This window comes from Streptomyces pimonensis (assembly GCF_041380215.1).
GTDB lineage: Bacteria > Actinomycetota > Actinomycetes > Streptomycetales > Streptomycetaceae > Streptomyces > Streptomyces pimonensis.
Genome location: NZ_JAHWZY010000019.1, coordinates 15,335 through 30,866 on the forward strand (window position 1 = coordinate 15,335; position 15,532 = coordinate 30,866).

The following is a 15,532-nucleotide window of genomic DNA, read 5'->3' on the forward strand; positions in this document are numbered from 1 at the left end:
GGGGAACCGCTCAGCGTTCCACCACCCACCCGAGAGGAACCTCGCATGCCGAAGTGGGCACTCACCGCCACCAGCCGCACCGGCCAGAAGGTCAACACGATCACCGGCGCCGCGACCGACAGCGTGAACGTCTACAGCCAGGACGACCTCGACCGCCGCCTGGAAGCCGCGAAGAACGACCCCCGCGACCTCGACGTCCAGGTCGAGCGCCTCAGCTGACCGGCCGCCCGATCCAGCCCCGGCCCGGTCGATCTCGGGCCTACGCCTCAAACGCAGGCCGGGGCACCACCTCTGACCCACCCCTATCCGTTCCGACCTTGGAGAGGTCGTCATGCTCCGCTACATCGCCTGGGCGCTCGCCGCCCTGTACCTGCTGACCGTCGGCCTGTGGCCCGCCGCCATCACCCCCGTCACCCTGACGCTCGCCGGCCTGGCCGCCGTGATCGCCACCATCCCGCCGTCTGTGCTCCTTCTCGCCGCCGCCGTCGTGTGGTTGAAGCGCAAGCCCGCCCTCGCCAAGCCCGTCACCGCCTGACCGACCGGAAGGACAGACCGTGCCCATCGACTTCGGCACCCTTCCCGACACCCGGGTCCTTAACTTCGTCTCACGGCCCACCGACCAGGTCATCACCGGGATCGCCTACCACGAAGCCGGCCACGCCGTCATCGGCATGACCTACGGCATGAGCCTCGCCCGCCTCCGCGTCTACACCATGGACGTCGACGGATACATGGGCTGGACCGGCTCCACCACCTGGAACAACTGCTTCGCCCGCTGCTTCCACCTGGCCGTAGAACTCGCCGCCGGTGAGGCAGCCGAGAAGCGCCACCTGACCAGCGTCGGCCACCCCCAGTACGTGGCTAACCGTCTCGCGGCATCTCCCCACGACCGGGACATGGCCATCGCCGCCCTGGCCAGCTCCAACTACACCGTCACCCTCGACGGCACCGAGCACGAAGACCCGGCCACCGGCACCAGCTGGGCCCGCGTCATGGCCGCCGCCGACCAGGCCGTGAGCCAGGCATGGGACCAGATCACCGTCACCGCCGAAGCCCTCATCGCCGCACCGCGCCGCGAGATGACCGGCGCTCAGGTCGCTGAGCTCACCGGCATCCGCAACGGCCTTCCCGCCCCGGCGACCGCCTGATGGCCGCCGACAACGCTTACGGCGCCCGCACCGACGACAACCGCCGCCCCCAGTACACGGCCCCCGCCCAGCCCAACGGCCCCGGCGACGCCCAATTCCAGGGCCGCACCCCCACCACCACCGACGACCACCTACGCCGACGCGCCCGCGTCACCGCCAGCTAGACGCCACCCCAAGCCGACCGTTCACCCCACCAGTCCTGAAAGGACAACCATGAGCAGCGGATACCGTTCCTGGGAGGAGCGTGACGCCGACGTAGCCAAGACGAAGGCCGAGACCGCCCGCATCGCGGCCGAAGCCGAGAAAGCAGCCAAGGACGCCGAGGCCGCCGCAGTAGCGACCGAGACCGTGAAGCTCGCCGAGCAGGTCAAGCAGGCCAGGATCCGTAACCAGCTCGGCGAGGTCACCGAAAAGGCCAAGGACGACAAGAAGGCCCGCCAGGCGAAGCGACGCGAACAGCGCGACGAGGACGGCACCACCTTCAAGATCCTCGTCAACATCGTCATGGCGCTCGGCCTGCTTGCCGCGCTCCCCGCCCAGATCTCCTACTTCCTCGGCCTGGACCGCAAGGACGACAAGGACCCAGGCCTGGCCTGGACGCTCGCCCCGATCCCGTTCTTCCTGGAACTCCTCGCCTGGGTTGGCGTCATGGGCACCAGGTGGGCGCACCGCAAGGGCCTGCCTCGCTGGCCGTTCTGGATCCTTACCGCGTCCCTCGGGTCGCTGGCTGGCTACATCAACTGGGCTCACGGCGTCACCGAGTACGGGCCCGTTGCCGGCTACGCCCTCGCCGCTACGTCGATCATCGGACCGCTGCTTGCCGAGGTCCGCCAGTACCTCGAGTCGAAGGCCGCCGAGGACGGCCGGGATCTGAGGCAGCGCGCGAAGGACCGGCGGGTCGCCCGGGTAGCCGCGAAGGCGGACCAGGAGCGCAAGCGGGTCGAGCGTGCCGAGGACGAGCGTCGCAAGAAGCTGTTCCCGGACGAGTTCGAAGAGTACGAGCGGATCATGGCAGCGCATCCGACCGGGGCCATTACCCGAGAGGCTGCGTGGCAACAGGCGTGGGACACGAAGCACGGCCTGCCGCTGTCGCTCACGGCCGAATCCCTTGCCTCCAAGGAGGCCGCCCGGGAGGCGGTTGAGGCGGTGATGCGGGATCACGGTCGCACCCCCGAAAGCGTCGCCGTCGACCTGTGGCTCGCCGACGTTTTCGGCTCGAACCGGGGCGATGACGGGCCCGCTGGAGCGTCCGCAGAAGACCGCCCTGAAGGGCCTGCGGGGGGAGGGTCACGGGCCCGCTCCCGGAGTACCTCCGAAGGGCCTGAAGTCCTTGGGCGTAAAGGGAAGCAGGGCTCTGGACGCACCTCCGCCAAGACCCCCGAGAAGCCCCTCGAGCCAGCCCACATTGAGAAGGTCCGCAAGCTCGCCGATGCCCTCGGAGACGTCGACCGACTCTCCGCTCGCAAGGTCCGCGAAGTGATCGGAGGCGGATCCAACGAGTACGCCGTCCGGCTCCGCGACTACGTCAAGAGCAATCCCACACCCACCGCCTGACTCACCGCCCGGAAGAAGGACTGAGCCCTCTCATGGTCACCCCGATCACCGACCGCCAGACCCTGGCGGTACCCGTCCAGCCGACCGCGGCCGGCCCCGTCGAGACGGTCGTCGACAAGCGGCCCGCCACCCCTCAGCGGCACCTGCCCGCCTGGATCCACTCGCAGGCAGCGATCGCCCGCCGGACCGCCCGCACGGTCGGCCACCACCCGTCCGTCGTGTGGATCGGCTGGACGGCGCGCGGCTGGTGGCACATCGCCCGCATCGAGCACGACAAGATGGTCGGCGACTACCCGCAGATGATCCGCACCGCCCGCGCCCAACTGAAGACAGTCAAGGGCGACGTGTCGAAGGAATCCCAGTTCGACGCGGTCGTTCACCGGCGCACCCAGCAACTGAAGGATCGCCGTAAGAACTACCTCATCACCCGCGTCATCACGGCCGTCCCGGTCGCCGGAGCCGGAACCTACAGCCTGGCCGAAGGCGGACTGTGGGTCGCTGCCCTGTACGCGATGGCTGCCGTCACCGTCGGCGTACTGAAAGGCCGGCCGCGCAGTGTCGACCCCGGCAAGGTGGAGATCGCCGCCGCCGACGGTGAGCCGTTCCCGATCGCCGACGCCCGGAACCGCACCGAAGCCGCCGAATGCGTCCGCCGAGCGCTCGCCTCCGAAGGCATCCAGGTGAAGGAGGTGGAGGCGAACCGGCGCTACGAGTGGGGCTGGGAAGTCACCGTCCACCTGCTCAAGGGCAAGCCGGCCGACATCGTGTCGAAGGCTCCTGACCTGGAGACGCCGCTCGACCTGCCGCAGGACGGACTCCTGTGCCAGCCGCTGCGTGCCTCCCGCGGCCGTGTGCTGCTGCGCTTGGTGCAGAACGACCCGTTCGCGAAAATGCCGTCGGCACCCGAGCGGAAGCCCAACAGCCGCCGCATGCGGGACAAGCAGGTCGTGGCCTACCGGATGGACGGCCAGCCGTTCGACGTGAGCCTGCTCGGTGTCCACGTCGTCGTGATCGCGTCCTCGGGCGGCGGGAAGTCGGTGATCCTCCGAACCCTTGGCGACATCCTCACCGCCTGCTCCGATGTCCTGGTCGGCGACCTCGACCCGGCGGGCAACGGTCTCGCCCCTCTCGCTGAGGCGATCGGAGTTCGGGCGATCGGCGACGACAACATGGGGCAGATCGAGGCCATCCTGGAGCAGGCCCTGAAGATCGCGAAGGCGCGGCCGAACCTGTTCGCCGAACTCGGTATGGGCGACAACTGGGAACCCACCCCGGAAGACCCGGCGATCGTCCTCGTCATCGACGAGTTCCCGCAGCTGTCCGACCGGGCTAAGGAACTGGCCGTCAAGATCCTGCGCACCGGCCGCAAGTCGCGCGTCCAGCTCATCATGGCCGCGCAGGAGGCCACCGTCGACTCGCTCGGTGACGCCATCGCCGACTCCATCGCCCTGAAGATCGTGGGGCCGTCCCGGCACCAGGACATCAAGCAGGTCTTCGGCACCGGCGCCGGTGCTGACGGCTGGCGCCCCGACCGGCTCCACCCCGCTCAGGGCGAGGACCCGGCCGACGCCGGCAAGGTCTACATCATGGGCTGCGGCTCCACCGAACCGATGATCCACAAGTTCCTGATGCTCGATGTGAAGGAAGCCACCCGCCGCGGCAAGGAGCGGGCAGCCGCCGGCCGCCCCACCGTGGGGCGCCGCTCCCTCGACGCCGCGGGCCTGGACCACTTCGGCGCCACGGAGGAGGACCGGCTGCGCTCCGACCTGCCGAGGATCGTGATGATGGTGCGGGGCGCATTCGCCGCTGCCGACGACCCGGACTTCCTGCCGACCGGGGACATCCTCGACTACCTCGGCACGCACGACCCCGACGCGTGGGCGCTCGAGCAGTTCGGCGACGACGAAACGAAGGCTCGCCTGGCGGGCGCCAAGAAGCTCGCCGGCGAACTGAAGCGAGCGGTGGACGCGCTCGACCTGGACGTCAGCACGGCGACGGTCCAGGTGACCGGCGGGGCGCGCGGCTACCGCCTGGAGACGATCAAGCAGATCACCGGCGAAAGCAGCGTCCAGGCCGCTTGACGACCGTGACGGCACCGTGACGCCGCAGGTCAGGGCCGTGACCCTCACCGTTACGACCCGTGATTCGCGGTCCGTAACCGTGACGGCGTCACGGGTCATCACGGACACCATCACGGCCCTGACCTGCACCATCACAGACCATCACGGTCCCTGTAACGGTCGGAATGCGTAGGAGATCCCGCTATGGCCATCACTCTGAAAATCCTGCACGCAGCACTCGACAGCACCCCCTACGGGTGCCCGGACTGCGCTTCCGCGGCGTTCACCCTCGACGGCGACCGGTTCGACAGATCACCCGCCCGAGGGAGCTGCGGCAACGGCCACAACTGGGAAGACCCTCTCATCACGGTTGCCGACCTCAAAGCGATCAAGGCGGCATCCACCGGGCGAGAGAAGCCCGAGGACGCCGACCTGTTCGAGATCACTATCGGCGGTGCGGTCCTCGCCGGGGAGCTGTACCCGGAGGTCACGGCGGAGGACGTGAAGGCGGTCGCCCGCGTCTACTGGCGGAAGCTGATCAAGCCCGCGATCCGCAAGCAGAAGCGGCGGGCCGTCCGCGCCGTCACCCAGCCGGTCAAGACGGCGGCCCGCAACGGAGCCGCCGCCGCGAAGGCCGGAGCGCTCGAGGCCGCATGGACCGTACAGGCCGGCGGGTACGAACCCGACCCCGACCACACCCCCGAACCGATCAACCCGTGCCCCGCCTGCAAGGGCAACGGCAAGCACGCCATCGAAACCCGCCTCCACACCACCACGACCGCCCCCTGCCTCGTGTGCTCCGGCACCGGCGAAATCGACTAGGAGAACCCGCATGACCGAGCCCGTCATCCCGATGAGCGAGGAGGCCGCCAAGGAAGAAGCCGCCCGCCTCATTGCCTCCGCCTACCAGCCCACCACCTTCCGCGACGACACCCCCACCCCCGAGGTCGGGGACGCCCCGCCCGTCCCGCAGCCCGGTCGGCCACCCATGAGTCAAGGCGCCACGGACGCCAGCGTGCTGATACTCGCTGGAGGGGGAGCCTTCTCCATGGTCAGCCTGTCCGCGGGCGTGCTCATGTATCTGTCCCAGTACGCCGACCCCATCGTCTGCGGCATCGTCTTCGGCGCCCCCACCACTCTTTTTCTCGCTCTTGCGCGGCTCGCCAAGAGAGTCCGGCCCGAGCCGGAGGTGCACCAGCACTTCCACGGGGACGTCACCCAGACCACCGTCAACGCGAAGAACACCGGCGTCTGGGCCAAGAACATCAACGGGCGCTGAGCTACCCAGACACGGCAGGGCCCCGACTGTCCGCCTGGACGGTCGGGGCCTTCGACGTGGGTACAGCACGAGCGACCCAACCGCGGCCGGTGCCGGCCGTCGGCCGCAGTGTCGGCCGGGCATCGAGCGCCACACACAGGCGGTCCAACTCCCGCTGGCACGCTTCCCGCGTCCCACCCCGCACCATGTACACCACATCATCCATGCCAGCAGTCTGACGCGGACTGTGGGGGAGTAGGGGCGGAATCGGCGAAGCGCCCCGCCAGAGTCATCCAACAAGGCGCTTCAGGTATGCAGGCTACGGCCACCACTCCTCGCGGTAGCCGCCGGGCCGGTCCGCGTCGAGCTGCGCGTCCAGCCACCGCGCCAGGTCATCCCTCCTCCTCCCGCTCCTTGCGGGCAGCTTCGACGACGGCCCGGTCCGGGCGGTCGGGCAGCTTCGCGCCGGGCTCGCGGATGTACCAGTCGATGAGCTGCCGGATCACGGCCGCGCGCTCGGTCCCCATGGCCTTGGCGGCGGCGTCGAAGTCGTACCAGGTCTCGCCGATGCGGATCTGGCGGGCGGGGGTCTTCGGCACGTTCGGCGACATGCGCTGACCGTATCCGGGTGTAGCTACCTGCGTCATCTTCACTCCTCTCGGGTGTAGCTACCGGTGTAGCTACAGAATCTCGATCGAATGGCTTGCGGTGTAGCTACACCCAACTCTATGGTGTAGCTACACCCCGAGCAAGGGGAGCGTCAAGAACCATCAAGGGGGACCCGCATGATCCGCACCAGCCGCGCCCGCCGCGCCGAACTCCGCAACCGTGCCCGCACCACCCGAGCCGCCGCCCGCATACGCCGCCGCGGCACCGGCACCCTCACCACCCACTGCATCGCCGCCGGCCTCACCCCCCGCGAAGCCCGCTCCGTCGCCGGCACCCTCCGCAAAAAGGCCAAAGAACTCGGCATCAACGGCACCCCCGCCCGCATCCACGCCGGCCGGAAGATGCGCAACGACTGCCGCCGCTACACCCCCACCCAGGTCGCCCGCATCGCCATCGCCTACCGGCCCCGGAAGCCCGCCTACAAGACCGCCGCCACCCGCCTCGCCCTCGCCGCCTGAACCTGATCGGAGAACCCACCATGACCAGCATCCGCATCGCCCAGCTCCGTGAGTCCATCGCCCGCCGCGCCCTTGACGCCAACAGCACCCCGACCGACGCCCGCATCCTGAACGTCGTGCGCACCGGCACCGTGTTCACCGTGGTCACCGAACAGCCCGGCCAGACCTTCCGGTACGGCGTCGACAGCTTCCGCATCCCCACCCCGGACAACACCGACCCCGACCATGAGGAAGTCACCGCCCCGAAGCTGTGGACCGTGGTCGACGAGGACTGTGGCGCCGGCCTGGACGAGGTGCCCGGCATGCTCGCCCGCGCCACCGCCTACGCCCGCTCCATCGCCTGACCCACCCCCCGGGGCGGCAGCCTTCTCCGCGCGGCGGCCCCGACCGACCCGGAGGCCCGTCATGCTCGGCATCATCCCCACCGAGACCGTCCTCGACATGCTCACCCCGGACGACGACGACACCCCCGACGCCCTGTACGTGCGGGACGTCCTCGACCACAAGCGGCGCTCCGAGCACTACGCCGGCCTGCTGGAGGAGATACGGCGTGACGGGATTGCCCTCCCCATCATGATCCGCACCTACCGGGGCCAGCCGTGGCTGGTCGACGGGCACCACCGCGTAGCCGCCGCCCTCGACGCCGGCATCACACACCTCGTGTGGTCGGACCTGCCGCTCGAGGTGGAGGACCGCCCGTACAACCCGATGCTCCGCGGCGAGTGGGGCCCCTACCGGCCCGCCGCCTGACCGAAAAGGAGATCCCCATGAGCCAGGTTGTCGGTATCCGTGACGGGCACCGCTACACGATCACCGTCACCGGACGCGGCGGCATCGCGACCGTGGACCGCATTCACCGGGCGGACTGCCCCTGCCACACCCGCCCGGCCCGTCCCGCCCTGTCGGCGCGTGTCGCCCGGCGCCGCAAGCCCGGCCGCACCGTTTGACCTCCGCCCTACGCTCAACCCACCGCCACCGAAAGGCCGCCCCATGTCGTTCCGTCTGATCGTCACCCGCCCCAACGGCACGCAGACCCAGACCAGCGCCGACCCCCTGCCGGACCGCGGCACCGTCGGCATGTCCGCGCTGCGCTTCCTGGCAGCGGAAAACGTTGCGTTCGGGAGTGCTGGGCTGGCTTTTGGTCGCGAACTGCGCGACGCCCCGCTTGGCAAGACCCTGACGCACGACTCCGGCTACACCTTCCGCACCGAGCAGTTCTAACTGCCGCCTGATCTCGGCGTAACTGAAGGCCCGTCCCACGCCCTGGGACGGGCTTTCGTCCTGCGCGCCCACCGCCGAGCCGCCGCCCCGGTTGTACGCATCGTTACCATCTGACGTGATCAGGCAGTAACCCCGAGCGGAGCGGAGGCGTCATGGCCAACCCCGACCAAGACAGCCGAGACGGCAAAGGCCGCTACATACGCACCCCCGAACACGCCACCCGCGACGCCCGCGCCGCTCAACTCCGCGCCGAAGGCTGGACACTTCAGCAGATCGCCGACGAACTCGGCTACAGCGACAAATCCAGCGCCCGCCTAGCCATCCAACGCGCCCTCCGTGAAATCGTCCAAGGCCCCGCCGAACAACTGCTGCAGATACACCTCACCCGCCTTGAGACGCTGTACCAGTCGGCACTGGACGTCCTCGAAGCCGATCACGTGCTCGTGTCCCACGGCCGGATCGTCAAAGACGACGACGACCAGCCCCTCCCCGACTACGGGCCCAAACTCGCAGCCATGCGCGAAGCCCGCGCCGCCCTCGCCGACTTCCGCAAAGCCATAGGCCTCGACGCCGCCCAGAAGGTCGACGTGTCCGGCGGCGTCCGCTACGAGATCATCGGCCTCGCGGACGATGAACCCCATGCCTGACACCGTCAGGTTCGAGGCCCGCGGCGCCGTCCGGGAACTCTTCCGGTCCACGGACACCGAAGTGCTGCTCTCCGGGGCCGCGGGCACGGGCAAGAGCGTGGGCGCACTCATGTACGTGCACCTGCAGTGCCTCGACAACCCGAAGACCCGGGCGCTGATCGTCCGTAAGACCCATGCGTCGCTCACATCATCGACACTGGTCAGCTTCCGGGAGAAGGTCGCCCGGGAAGCGATCGACGCCGGGCTGCTGCACTTCTTCGGCGGATCGGCACAGGAGCCGGCCAGCTACCGGTACGCCAACGGCTCAGTGATCGTGGTCGGCGGACTCGACCGGCCAACGAAATTGCTCTCGACCGAGTTTGATCTTGTCCTGGTGGATGAAGCGATCGAAGTCACTGCCGAAGACCTGGACACCATCGTGTCCCGCCTCCGTAACGGTGTGCTGCCGCTCCAGCGGCTGATCATGTGCACCAACCCGGGACCCCCAAGCCACCACCTCAAGCTGCGCGCGGACTCCGGCCGCTGCCGCATCCTCTACAGCCGCCACGAAGACAACCCCCGCCTCTACCAGAACGGCGAATGGACCGAGTACGGCAACGCCTACCTGGCGCGCCTCGACAGCCTCACCGGGCCCCGCTACCAGCGCCTGCGGTGGGGCAAGTGGGTCAGCGCCGAAGGCGTCATCTACGACGAGTGGCAGGACGTCGTACACCTCGTCGACCGGTTCGCCATCCCCGACGCCTGGCAACGGTACATATCGATCGACTTCGGATTCACGAACCCCATGGTGATCCAGTGGTGGGCCCAGGACGGGGACGGGCGCCTGTACCTGTACCGGGAGATCTACAAGACGCGAACGCTTGCGGAGGATCACGCCAAGCAAGTGAAGCGGATCATCGGCGAGACCGGCGAACCGCACCCAGTTGCGGTGGTCTGCGACCACGACGCCGAAGACCGGGCCACCTTCGAAAAGCACTCCGGGCTCTTCACCACCCCTGCAAAGAAGACGGTCTCTCCAGGCATTCAGGCCGTGCAGACCCGAATCCGTCCGGCCGGCGACGGCAGGCCGCGGCTGTTCATCCTGCGTGACTCCGTCGTCGACCGGGACCAAGACCTGATCGACGCCGGAAAACCGACCTCGACAGTCGACGAGATCAACGGCTACGTGTGGGCCGTCAAGCCGGGCGCGGCAGGCGGGTTGAAGGAGCAGCCGCTGAAGCAGGACGACCATGGCATGGATGCGATGCGGTACATGGTCGCGGCGGTGGACCTGGTGGGTGTGGCCCGAGTGCAGTCGCCTGCCCGCCGTGTTCCGGGGGTGTCGGCTGCTGCTTCCCGCTATGCCCGGCCTGTGGCTGGGGGAGCGGGACGGTAACCCACCCCGAACAGGAGATCTTCCTGCTGAAATCCTGTGCGACCATAAGATTTTCGGTTGTGGCTTTATAGTGATGCCCGTACCCGAAGGATCTCCACAGGGGGCGGCCTTGATCAACGTCATGGAACTCGCAGTGCTCGGAGCCGCGTCCTACCGGGCAACCCAACTCGGCGTCCACGACACGATCCTCGACCCCGCCCGCCAACGCCTCCACGCCTGGCACGCCAACAACCTCGACAGCCGACCCCGCGCCTTCATCGTGCAGCTCATCTCCTGCATCTACTGCCTGGGCTGGTGGCTGTCCGGCGTGACGCTGCTCGTCTACCTCCTCGCCACCGACTCCTGGGGCGACACCTCGTGGATCGTCCACGGCATCGAGTGGTTCGCCATCGCCGGCATACAGGCCCTCCTGAACCGGCGCGACGACACGTTCGGCGGGTGACCGGCGTGTCCCGCCAACTCGTCGCACCCTTGCCGCGGCAGCTCACGGCCGCTGCCGCCCGCTACACGGCCAAACGCACCGGCAGCAGCCAGAAGAAGCCCGATACGTCCTGGCAGTCCGAGGCATGGTCGTTCTTCGACAAGGTCCCCGAAGTCCGCTTCGCCGGTACATGGGTCGGTAACGCGATGGGTGGCGCGACGCTTTTCGCCGGGCGCCGCGCACCGGACGGCACTGTCGAACGCCTCCCCGACGACCACCCGGCCGCCGAGATCGTGCAGCAGATCGCCGGCGGCCCCGACGGGCAGTCGACGCTTCTGTCCGATTTCGGGCCGCACCTCACCGTCGCCGGTGAAGGCTGGATCGTCATCCGCCCCATCACCGAAGGCGAAGGCAGATCCGTCACCGGCTACGACTGGCGCGTCCTGTCCACGGGCGAGGTCAGCCAGCAGAGCGGGAAACTCATCGTCGAGATCGACGGCGAACCTGTCAACGTTCCCCCGTACAACCCGGACGCCGACTACGACCACACGGCACCGATCGCGATCCGCGTATGGAAGCCGCACCCGGCCCGACGGATCGAAGCCGACAGCCCCGTCCGCTCCAGCCTCCAGCTCCTCGAGGAGCTGCAACTGCTGAACGCTGCCGTCGCCGCGATAGCCCGGTCGAGACTGACCGGCCGCGGTGTCCTCCTCATCCCCAAGGGCACCCGTTTCCCCACCGCGCCGGGCGCGACCTCGGACGCCGAGGACGACGTCATCGACATTTTCATGGAAGTCGCTGCCACCGCGATCCGTGAGCCGGACAGCGCCGCCGCGACGGTCCCGATCGTCCTCGAGGTTCCCGCCGAAGCCATCGGCTCCATCAAGTGGTTGCAGTTCGAGAGCGACTTCGACGACCTCGCGCTCCGCCTGCGTGAGGAAGCCATCAGGCGTTTCGCCAACGGGTTGGAAGTGCCGGCGGAAATCCTCCTCGGCCTGGGCGACGCCAACCACTGGAGTGCATGGGCGCTGACCGCCGAAGCGATCCGGCTCGGCGTCGAACCACGCCTGGCGATCATCGCGCACGCCCTCACAACGCAGTGGCTCCGCCCGCTCCTTGAGGATCGCGGCGTCGACGACGTCGATGAACTCCTCGTCTGGTACGACACCAGCACCCTGCGGGTCCAGGCCAACCGCGCCCAGACCGCGCTCGAGGCATTCAACGCCGGACTCATCTCCGCTACGGCCGCCCGCCGCGAGACCGGCTTCGACGAGACGGACGCCCCCGCCGCCTCGACCGCCGAGCGGAACCCCGGCGATAGCGATCCCCCCGAGGACACCAGCACCGACGACGAGACGAGCCTGCCCGTGAGCGAGACGACATCCATCCCGGACACCCTCCCCGCCTCCGCCCTCCCCGAGGGTGTCCTTGCCGCCGTCGACGGTCTGATCTACAACGCTTTGTACGCGGCCGGCGTCCGGTTGCGGAATCGGCCCGTGTGTCCGCGCCCGGAGCGTGCCCGCGCTCGTGAGATAGCGCCCGCCGAACTCCACACGGTGTTCCCCGTCGATCCTGAGCTTGTCGACGAGTGGCGCTTGTTCGACGGTGCGTGGACGCGGGTCGGTGAGATCGCGGCCCGGTACGGGCTCGACCCGGACTGTCTGACGCGGCAGCTCGACGACTACGCCCGCGCGCTGATAGCCGCCCGTCTGCCGCACTCCTTTGAGGACACCGCCCGCATCATGCGCAACCCCTGCGAGGCGAGCGCAGCATGAGCAGCCAGCCCGGCACGTTCGTCACAGTCCTCGACGTCGCCAACGTCCGGGGTGACCAGTGGTGCCCCGTGTGTAAGGCGTACACCGGGTTCCTCGCCGACTTGGTCGCTCTCCATGAGGGTGGCGTGGCCGTGGTCGGCACGGTGGCCGGGTGCGTGATCTGCAGCGACCCCGACGACCCGGAGGCCCACCGTGGATGAGGACCTGGAGCAGCTCCTCCAGACCGTCGAGGAGGACGTCGCGACTGAGGTACGCGCGATCCTCGACGAGCTCGCTGACGCGATCGCCGCCGAACTGGCGGACGCGACCGAGATCGTCGCAGCCCGCTTTTCCCTCAGCCGCATCACCAGCATGTGGCGCGAGCGGGTCCCGCGCGTCATGCGGCGCCTCTTCCGCGTCGCCCAAACCGCAGGCGAACAGGCCGCGACCCATACCGGCGCACAACTTCCCGACGACTGGGACGACCTGCCCGCCCGCTACGACGACGGCCGACTGCCGCCCTCGCTCGGCGACTACGCCGAAGCGACCGAGCACCTGCTGCGCGCCGTCGGTGAGCGGCTCACCGAAGCCGCCGTCGCCGCACTCGCCGAAGGCCTCGACGCCGGGGAGGACACCGAAGCACTGCGGGCCCGGCTGCGCGCTCTGTTTGCAGCCGACGGCACCCAGCTGGGGGAGACCCGCGAGGAACGCATCGCCCGCACCGAATCCACGCGGGCCTGGAACGCGGCAACCCTCGCCGCCGCCCAGGACTTGACTGGCCCGGACCGGCCCCTCGTCAAACAGTGGATCACCCGCCACGACCAGCGGGTCCGTGAAACCCACGCCGACGCCGACGCCCAGCTGCAGCTCCTCGACGAACCCTTCACCGTGGGCGGCGTCGACATGGCCTACCCAGGCGACCCCACCGCCCCAGCCAACCTGACCGTCAACTGCCGGTGCGTCCTCGCCCTCGCGCGAGCCGAAACCGAGCAGACCGCCGCCACCAGCCCACCAGGAGAGGGAAACCCCGTGCGCGAACCCCACACCACCGCCGCCGCAACGGACGACCCGCCACCGATCCTCACCTGGTCCACACCCGAAGACGCCGCCCTCGCGTTCATCGGCCAGCAGACCGGCGACGGCCGAGTCTTCGCCGAAGGATCCCTCTACTGGGAGGGCGGGCCGTGGCCCCTGCAGTACGCCGACGAAATGGGCGCTGGCCACGACGGCGCCGAACTCGCCGGCGCGATCCAGACAATGGACATCGACGGCCCGCGCCTCACCGGCACGGGTGTCCTCTACCTCACGCAGCGCGCGGGCGCCGAGGCGGCGATGCTCCTCGCCCAGGGGGCTCCGCTCGGCGTGAGCGTTGACCTCGACTCCGTGGATGTGGAACTCGTCGACAACACCATCAGCGGCGACGAGGACGGTGCCGATCTGGTGCTGGCGGCGGCGTCGTTCGCGTCGATGAGCGTGCTCCGTCTCGCCGATGACGGCGGGTGGATGATCACCGCGAGCAGCGCCGCCGAGTGGACCGCCTCCGGTACGGCGATGAGCCGCAGCAGCCGCACCACACAGCTCATATCCGGGCCCGGCGGCAGCCTCACCGCCGCGGCGGCCCGCGCCCTCTTCCCAGGCGCGCTCACGGCCGCCGCCGGCGACCCCGACAACCCCGAGACCGGGACCGTCGTCCACACCGAGAACGCGGGCGACCTCCTGGTGCGTATCACCCGCGCCCGCGTCCGCGGCGCGACGCTCGTCGCGATGCCCGCCTACGACAAGGCGCGCATCGTCCTGGACGACGTCGAGCCCGAGGAGCCCGGCGAGCAGGTCGCGGCGGCGGGCAGCGGCGACTACGAGCGGGTCATCGCCCACGTCTGCGCCGCACCGGTCCCGGTCAGCGCCCGCGACGTCGCCAAGGCCCTCGACCTGCCCGCCGCGACCGTGCGCCGACACCTCGCGAAAGCTGCGACGGCTGGCCGGCTCGTGCGGATCTCCCGCGGCCTGTACACCGGCCCGTCGACCCTCCCCGAAAGCGACGCCACCGCTTCCGCCGATGGTGCCGGTATTGGCCTGGGCGAGCTGGAGGCGTCCGCGTGGCGGGTCATGCAGGAGCAGCCGCCCATGCCCGCCTCCTGGTTCCGCGAACCCACCGTCGAGGAACTGCCCCCGGACTCGGGGGGTGTGCACTACAAGGACGGGCGCGTGTACGGGTGGGTCGCGCAGGCCGGTGTGCCGCACGAGGTCCACGGCCGGAAGGTGCAGATCGACAAGCTCGGCAAGATCGACACCTCGTACTTCCTGCGCGCCAAGTTCGACCTCGACGACGGCAGCGAGATCGCCGTCGGCGCGATCACCATGAACGTCGGCCACCACCGCGACGGCGCCGAATGCGAGACCGCCGCCTGCCAGTTCGACGACACCCGCACCGTCGCAGGGATCGTCACCGTCGGCATGAACCGCGGGGGGATGTGGTTCTCCGGCGCCGCAGCGCCGTGGCTGTCCGACTGGGACCTGACCGCGTTCCGGGCCTGCCAGCCCAGCTACCACATGACGCAGGACCGCGACGGCACCTGGCAGCTCAAAGCCGTCCTGTCCGTGCCCGTACCCGGCCATCCGTCGAAGCTCGCCGCTGCCGCGCACCTCGCGGCGACCGCCGTCGTCGAGCGCTCCAACCTGGCGCTGACGGCCGCCGCGGCGGCAATCCCCGACAGCCCGGACGAGGACCAGGGGGAGCCGGAACCGCAGCACGCACACCCCGCCGAGGTCACTGCGAGCAGCGAACCCGCGACCGCACCGGCCGTGCGTGAACTCACCGCAGCACTCCTCACCCCCGAGTTCCTCGACGAGCTCTCCGCCGCGCTCCACCGCCGAGAGACCGAGCGTGCCGCCCAGGCCCGCGCAGAGATCCAGCAGCTCGCCGCCGTCGTCGACGGCGTCGCCGCATAGCAGAAAGGACACCACCGT

20 protein-coding genes are annotated in these 15,532 nt (G+C 69.4%); 19 read left to right on the plus strand and 1 reads right to left on the minus strand.

The features are described from left to right. The first annotated feature begins 45 nt into the window (after positions 1-45). The 8 genes from KYY02_RS19840 to KYY02_RS19875 all read left to right on the plus strand — a co-directional run bounded on the left by KYY02_RS19840 (position 46) and on the right by KYY02_RS19875 (position 6,041). The gene (locus KYY02_RS19840) at positions 46-219 is read left to right on the plus strand and encodes a hypothetical protein (RefSeq protein WP_371239654.1); all 174 of its coding nucleotides are present in this window, start codon (positions 46-48) and stop codon (positions 217-219) included. A gap of 112 nt (positions 220-331) precedes the next feature. Next, positions 332-535 carry a hypothetical protein gene (locus tag KYY02_RS19845; protein WP_371239656.1) on the plus strand — a complete coding sequence of 68 codons (204 nt, stop codon included), beginning with the start codon at positions 332-334 and terminating at the stop codon, positions 533-535. A gap of 19 nt (positions 536-554) precedes the next feature. Next, positions 555-1,148, plus strand: coding sequence for a hypothetical protein (locus KYY02_RS19850; RefSeq protein WP_371239658.1), 594 nt, complete (start codon positions 555-557; stop codon positions 1,146-1,148). After that, entirely contained in the window at positions 1,148-1,312 is a 165-nt protein-coding gene (locus KYY02_RS19855; protein WP_371239659.1) for a hypothetical protein, read from the plus strand. The genes KYY02_RS19850 and KYY02_RS19855 overlap by 1 nt, the downstream gene beginning before the upstream one ends. 49 nt (positions 1,313-1,361) lie before the next feature. Next, positions 1,362-2,702: an ICP22 family protein gene (locus KYY02_RS19860; protein ID WP_371239661.1), complete on the plus strand. Its 1,341-nt coding sequence runs from the start codon at positions 1,362-1,364 to the stop codon at positions 2,700-2,702. 32 nt (positions 2,703-2,734) lie between these two features. Next, complete coding sequence (locus tag KYY02_RS19865) at positions 2,735-4,783, plus strand: P-loop NTPase family protein (protein ID WP_371239663.1); 2,049 nt, start codon at positions 2,735-2,737, stop codon at positions 4,781-4,783. Between the two features lie 183 nt (positions 4,784-4,966). Next, positions 4,967-5,584 (plus strand): hypothetical protein, encoded by a 618-nt coding sequence (locus KYY02_RS19870; protein WP_371239665.1) that lies wholly within the window; start codon positions 4,967-4,969, stop codon positions 5,582-5,584. A 10-nt stretch (positions 5,585-5,594) separates the two neighbouring features. Next, positions 5,595-6,041, plus strand: a complete 447-nt coding sequence (locus tag KYY02_RS19875; RefSeq protein WP_371239667.1) for a hypothetical protein — start codon at positions 5,595-5,597, stop codon at positions 6,039-6,041. 371 nt (positions 6,042-6,412) lie between these two features. Here the strand turns inward: KYY02_RS19875 and KYY02_RS19880 are convergent, their stop codons facing one another. Then, positions 6,413-6,667: a hypothetical protein gene (locus tag KYY02_RS19880; protein ID WP_371239669.1), complete on the minus strand. Its 255-nt coding sequence runs from the start codon at positions 6,665-6,667 to the stop codon at positions 6,413-6,415. A 138-nt stretch (positions 6,668-6,805) separates the two neighbouring features. Here KYY02_RS19880 and KYY02_RS19885 point away from each other — a divergent pair, with 138 nt between their 5' ends. The 11 genes from KYY02_RS19885 (at position 6,806) to KYY02_RS19935 (ending at position 15,514) form a co-directional block, all read left to right on the plus strand. After that, a complete protein-coding gene (locus KYY02_RS19885) occupies positions 6,806-7,147 on the plus strand; it encodes a hypothetical protein (protein WP_371239671.1) in 342 nt (113 codons plus the stop codon). A gap of 20 nt (positions 7,148-7,167) precedes the next feature. After that, positions 7,168-7,491: a hypothetical protein gene (locus KYY02_RS19890; protein ID WP_371239673.1), complete on the plus strand. Its 324-nt coding sequence runs from the start codon at positions 7,168-7,170 to the stop codon at positions 7,489-7,491. 61 nt (positions 7,492-7,552) lie between these two features. Then, entirely contained in the window at positions 7,553-7,897 is a 345-nt protein-coding gene (locus KYY02_RS19895; protein ID WP_371239675.1) for a ParB/Srx family N-terminal domain-containing protein, read from the plus strand. A 17-nt stretch (positions 7,898-7,914) separates the two neighbouring features. After that, a complete protein-coding gene (locus KYY02_RS19900; RefSeq protein WP_371239677.1) occupies positions 7,915-8,094 on the plus strand; it encodes a hypothetical protein in 180 nt (59 codons plus the stop codon). A gap of 43 nt (positions 8,095-8,137) precedes the next feature. Next, a complete protein-coding gene (locus KYY02_RS19905; protein ID WP_371239679.1) occupies positions 8,138-8,368 on the plus strand; it encodes a hypothetical protein in 231 nt (76 codons plus the stop codon). Positions 8,369-8,520: 152 nt separating this feature from the next. After that, positions 8,521-9,015 (plus strand): hypothetical protein, encoded by a 495-nt coding sequence (locus KYY02_RS19910; protein ID WP_371239681.1) that lies wholly within the window; start codon positions 8,521-8,523, stop codon positions 9,013-9,015. Then, the gene (locus KYY02_RS19915; protein ID WP_371239683.1) at positions 9,008-10,390 is read left to right on the plus strand and encodes a phage terminase large subunit; all 1,383 of its coding nucleotides are present in this window, start codon (positions 9,008-9,010) and stop codon (positions 10,388-10,390) included. Before KYY02_RS19910 ends, KYY02_RS19915 begins: the two co-directional genes overlap by 8 nt. Positions 10,391-10,511: 121 nt before the next feature. Next, positions 10,512-10,832, plus strand: coding sequence for a DUF1360 domain-containing protein (locus KYY02_RS19920; RefSeq protein ID WP_371239685.1), 321 nt, complete (start codon positions 10,512-10,514; stop codon positions 10,830-10,832). Further along, positions 10,748-12,586: a hypothetical protein gene (locus KYY02_RS19925; RefSeq protein WP_371239687.1), complete on the plus strand. Its 1,839-nt coding sequence runs from the start codon at positions 10,748-10,750 to the stop codon at positions 12,584-12,586. Before KYY02_RS19920 ends, KYY02_RS19925 begins: the two co-directional genes overlap by 85 nt. Continuing rightward, positions 12,583-12,786 (plus strand): peroxiredoxin family protein, encoded by a 204-nt coding sequence (locus KYY02_RS19930; protein WP_371239690.1) that lies wholly within the window; start codon positions 12,583-12,585, stop codon positions 12,784-12,786. The genes KYY02_RS19925 and KYY02_RS19930 overlap by 4 nt, the downstream gene beginning before the upstream one ends. After that, positions 12,779-15,514, plus strand: a complete 2,736-nt coding sequence (locus KYY02_RS19935; RefSeq protein WP_371239693.1) for a phage minor head protein — start codon at positions 12,779-12,781, stop codon at positions 15,512-15,514. Before KYY02_RS19930 ends, KYY02_RS19935 begins: the two co-directional genes overlap by 8 nt. Positions 15,515-15,532 lie beyond the last annotated feature (18 nt).

What these genes read in the sequence shown, in the direction of transcription:
- KYY02_RS19930 (WP_371239690.1), top strand. Translation starts at nt 12,583, where the DNA reads ATGAGCAGCCAGCCCGGCACGTTCGTCACAGTCCTCGACGTCGCCAAC.
- KYY02_RS19895 (WP_371239675.1), top strand. Translation starts at nt 7,553, where the DNA reads ATGCTCGGCATCATCCCCACCGAGACCGTCCTCGACATGCTCACCCCG.
- KYY02_RS19870 (WP_371239665.1), top strand. Translation starts at nt 4,967, where the DNA reads ATGGCCATCACTCTGAAAATCCTGCACGCAGCACTCGACAGCACCCCC.
- KYY02_RS19885 (WP_371239671.1), top strand. Translation starts at nt 6,806, where the DNA reads ATGATCCGCACCAGCCGCGCCCGCCGCGCCGAACTCCGCAACCGTGCC.
- KYY02_RS19890 (WP_371239673.1), top strand. Translation starts at nt 7,168, where the DNA reads ATGACCAGCATCCGCATCGCCCAGCTCCGTGAGTCCATCGCCCGCCGC.
- KYY02_RS19880 (WP_371239669.1), bottom strand. Translation starts at nt 6,667, where the DNA reads ATGACGCAGGTAGCTACACCCGGATACGGTCAGCGCATGTCGCCGAAC.
- KYY02_RS19920 (WP_371239685.1), top strand. Translation starts at nt 10,512, where the DNA reads ATGGAACTCGCAGTGCTCGGAGCCGCGTCCTACCGGGCAACCCAACTC.
- KYY02_RS19840 (WP_371239654.1), top strand. Translation starts at nt 46, where the DNA reads ATGCCGAAGTGGGCACTCACCGCCACCAGCCGCACCGGCCAGAAGGTC.
- KYY02_RS19855 (WP_371239659.1), top strand. Translation starts at nt 1,148, where the DNA reads ATGGCCGCCGACAACGCTTACGGCGCCCGCACCGACGACAACCGCCGC.
- KYY02_RS19875 (WP_371239667.1), top strand. Translation starts at nt 5,595, where the DNA reads ATGACCGAGCCCGTCATCCCGATGAGCGAGGAGGCCGCCAAGGAAGAA.
- KYY02_RS19860 (WP_371239661.1), top strand. Translation starts at nt 1,362, where the DNA reads ATGAGCAGCGGATACCGTTCCTGGGAGGAGCGTGACGCCGACGTAGCC.
- KYY02_RS19905 (WP_371239679.1), top strand. Translation starts at nt 8,138, where the DNA reads ATGTCGTTCCGTCTGATCGTCACCCGCCCCAACGGCACGCAGACCCAG.
- KYY02_RS19915 (WP_371239683.1), top strand. Translation starts at nt 9,008, where the DNA reads ATGCCTGACACCGTCAGGTTCGAGGCCCGCGGCGCCGTCCGGGAACTC.
- KYY02_RS19865 (WP_371239663.1), top strand. Translation starts at nt 2,735, where the DNA reads ATGGTCACCCCGATCACCGACCGCCAGACCCTGGCGGTACCCGTCCAG.
- KYY02_RS19910 (WP_371239681.1), top strand. Translation starts at nt 8,521, where the DNA reads ATGGCCAACCCCGACCAAGACAGCCGAGACGGCAAAGGCCGCTACATA.
- KYY02_RS19845 (WP_371239656.1), top strand. Translation starts at nt 332, where the DNA reads ATGCTCCGCTACATCGCCTGGGCGCTCGCCGCCCTGTACCTGCTGACC.
- KYY02_RS19900 (WP_371239677.1), top strand. Translation starts at nt 7,915, where the DNA reads ATGAGCCAGGTTGTCGGTATCCGTGACGGGCACCGCTACACGATCACC.